Below are 3,110 nucleotides of genomic sequence, written 5' to 3'. Positions count from 1 at the left end.
CGGCGGCGTCCGCGCCGGCGGGCGGCGGCGACTCGGCGTCGGATTGCAGCATCAGCGCCTGCGTGAATTGTTGCACGTGCTGCTGCGCGGCGTCGTCGCGCGCCGGACCGGGCGGCAGCCAGACCAGCGCGGCGGCTGCGCACGCCAGCACGGCGCCGCACAGCCGCCACCATTTCATAGCAGCCCCATCTGCGTGGCTTCGTACACCGCCTCGGCGCGCGAGTGGACCGCCAGCTTGCGGTAGATTTTCTTGACGTGGGCCACCACCGTGTGCGGCGAGATGCCCAGCAGTTCGCCCACCTTGTCGAAGCTCAGGCCCTTGGCGGTCAGCTTGAGCAGCTCGATTTCGCGCGGCGTCAGTACCGCGGCTGGCGGCGGCTGGCCGCCGGCGGCATCGGCGGGCGCGGCGCCGCGCATGCGCGCCAGCACGCGGCGCGCGATGCTGGGCGAAATCGGCGAGCCGCCGCCGCGCAGCTCGTGGATGCTGGCGGCAATGCGGTCGAGGCCGACGTCCTTGAGCAAATAGCCGGTGGCGCCGGCTTCCAGCGCGGCGAACACGTGGTCGTCGTCGCCGAACATGGTCACCACCAGCACGTCGCACTCCGGCCGATGCTGCATGACATGGCGGATGACGGCGATGCCGTCGATGTCGGGCAGCCCGAGGTCGAGCAGCACCACGTCCGGCACGCTGGCCGACAGCACCGCCAGCGCCGCCGCGCCGGTGGCGACCGCGGCGACCAGCTGCAAGCCTTCCTCGGCCAGCAGCGCGGCCGAAAAACGGTGCAGCAGCTCGGGCTCGTCCTCCACGATCAGGACGGAAGTCGGCAAGGGATGGGCGTGCGGGGAAGCCATAAAATTAATTCTAATGCAACGCGACAGCGCTGTCGATAACGCATATGCGTGATTGCCGGGCGGCCGCGCGGCGCGCATAGTGGAGATTTTGGGAGGAATGGTCATGACCACAGCAGCAGAAGTCCTGGCGCGTGCGCGCGCCGCCACCGGCCATGCAATCCTGTACTGGATAGGCCAGGGGGGACGCGATCCGCACGCGGCCCTGCCATCGAATCCGGTGCGGGTGGCGCGGGAATGGGCCGGCCTGGACCCGGCCGACCAGCGCGAGCTGGCGCCGCTGGCGCGGCAGATGGGCATCGACGTCACCGATGCCAGCCTGGAACTGCCGGCCTGCGACTGCAGCGGCTTCGTCTGCTGGGCGCTCGGCCTGGCCCGTTTCGCTCCCGGTCCGGACGCCGGCGACTGGATCAACACCGACAGCATCTGGGCCGACGCCAGCGGACCGCAACGGCGCTTCCAGCAGCTGCGGGCAGCGCGCCCCGGCGCGCTGGTGGTGTACCCGCAAAAGGACAGCGGCGAACACTACGGCCACGTCGCCATCGTCATCGAGACCGACGACCAGGGCAGTGCGACCCGCATCGCGCACTGCTCGGCCGACAATCTGCGCAGCGCGCCGTACGACGCCATCAAGATCACCACGCCGGAAAAGTTCACGCGGCAGCACCTCAGCATCTACGCCTGGTGCCGCGACGTGGCGTGACAGGCCTCAATCATGCTCGAGGACCGAGATACCGCCGGACTGGTCGGTGCGCCAGCCGGCCACCAGGTAGTTCGGGCGGCCGATGGCCTTGGCTGCCGCCGAAGCCGCCTCCTGGCTGCGGTAAATCGCGGTCAGGCTGATCTCGCAGCCGGTTGTTTCCGGTGCGATTTGCAGGCCGCCGCCGATGTACAGTTCCATGCCGACGTCATAGCCCATGCGTTGCAGGGCATCCTGCAGCGTAGTGCCGGCCTCGACGATTGCCTGCTCCGGATCGTCGTTGAAGGTTTCCAAAGCCAGCGACACGGTGACGATGTCGAGGATGCCGCCCAGGATGCCGCCGGCCAGGGCTTCCGCCGCCTTCGGTCCGGTCAGGCGCGCGAACCGGATGAAGTCGCGGATGGTCATGCCCACGCCGAAGCTTTCGGTCGCCAGCACGTGCGGCCATTCCGGCCGTTCCACGTTCAGGTCGACGCAGCTCGGCTCGAACGGCAGGCCGTTGATGGCCGCGTCCTGGCCGGCCAGCACGCCTTCGTTGAACGCGTCCACGTCCTCGGTGTCGACGTCGGCCTGGGCGGTGGTGGACAGGGCCGGGCCCTGGAAACCGAACAGGAAGCCGGCGCCCCAGCTGCGCGACTGCGGGCCTTCGACCTGGGGTGGGGTGAGGTAGGGGTTTTCCATGAGAGATGCTCCTTTGGTGGTGAAAATGCTTGCTGAAAAATCGTGCGCGGATCACATGGCCGGATCGGCTTGTGGCGGCACGGGGGGAACCACGCTGCAGACCCAGCCGATCGCCTGCATGCCCTTGACGGTCACGGTGCCGCTGTGGCCGTCGAACTGGTGGCCGGCGAGGCTGAACGGGCCGAGGTCGGCGGCGTTGTCGATGGCCGAGCGGTCGCCGCTGGTCCATTGCGCCGAGATGCTGAGGTCGCGCGCCAGCACGCAGGCGATCGGCAGGGCCGCCAGGTTGCCCGGCCCGGCCACGGACTGGCCCAGCGAAAACGCGCCACGGGCCAGGCCGGGCACGTACCAGGTCGGTGCGGCCAGAAAGTCCTGGGCCAGCCACGGCCGGCTGAGCAGCACCACATTCATGTCGAAGCCGATGACCATGCGGTCCGTGCCTGTCGGCAAAAACGATGGTCCCAGGCGCTGGATGAAGTCCAGCAGCTCCCCCGGCTGGTCGGCGCGCGGCGCGTAGCCGTCGACGGCCTGGCCGTTCATGAAGGCCAGCAGGTAGGGCACCGAGTGGACCAGATGGTCCAGCGAGGCGTCCTGGCCCATGTCGAACTCGACCCAGGCCGCCGGGCTGGCCGCCGCCTGCAGGCTGGCCCGGATCAGCGGCCGCACCGCCTGGGACGCGCTGGCCCAGTTCACGTAGCATTCCAGCAGTACCGGCACCTGGTGCGAGCGCTGGATCACATCGGCATCGAAGCTGGCGCTGGTCGTCGTGGTCGGCGCGTAACTGGCGGGCGGGCGCAGCGAGGGCACCACCGGTACGTTCAGCGCCCTCGCCAGCCGCGGCGGCGCCGCGTTGCCGGCGCCGATCGTCAGGGCGCTGGCC

At 69.6% G+C, this 3,110-nt stretch carries 4 protein-coding genes; 1 reads left to right on the top strand and 3 read right to left on the bottom strand.

The annotated features are described in order from the left end of the window. Positions 1-174 precede the first annotated feature (174 nt). The gene (locus E4L98_RS08575; RefSeq protein ID WP_229257315.1) at positions 175-852 is read right to left on the bottom strand and encodes a response regulator; all 678 of its coding nucleotides are present in this window, start codon (positions 850-852) and stop codon (positions 175-177) included. Between the two features lie 103 nt (positions 853-955). Between E4L98_RS08575 and E4L98_RS08570 the strand changes: the two genes are divergently transcribed. After that, a complete protein-coding gene (locus E4L98_RS08570; RefSeq protein ID WP_167761300.1) occupies positions 956-1,552 on the top strand; it encodes a CHAP domain-containing protein in 597 nt (198 codons plus the stop codon). A 6-nt stretch (positions 1,553-1,558) separates the two neighbouring features. On the opposite strand, the gene E4L98_RS08565 is transcribed toward E4L98_RS08570, so the two are convergent. Beyond that, complete coding sequence (locus E4L98_RS08565; RefSeq protein WP_135201145.1) at positions 1,559-2,230, bottom strand: hypothetical protein; 672 nt, start codon at positions 2,228-2,230, stop codon at positions 1,559-1,561. Between the two features lie 51 nt (positions 2,231-2,281). Continuing rightward, on the bottom strand, positions 2,282-3,110 hold an 829-nt coding region (locus tag E4L98_RS08560), incomplete at its 5' end, for a thioredoxin family protein (protein ID WP_371857205.1).

The sequence above is a fragment of the Duganella callida genome, assembly GCF_004614165.1.
Taxonomy (GTDB): domain Bacteria; phylum Pseudomonadota; class Gammaproteobacteria; order Burkholderiales; family Burkholderiaceae_D; genus Rugamonas; species Rugamonas callida.
The sequence above is the reverse complement of the archived record's forward strand: the minus strand, read 5'-3'. Positions and strand labels throughout refer to the sequence as shown.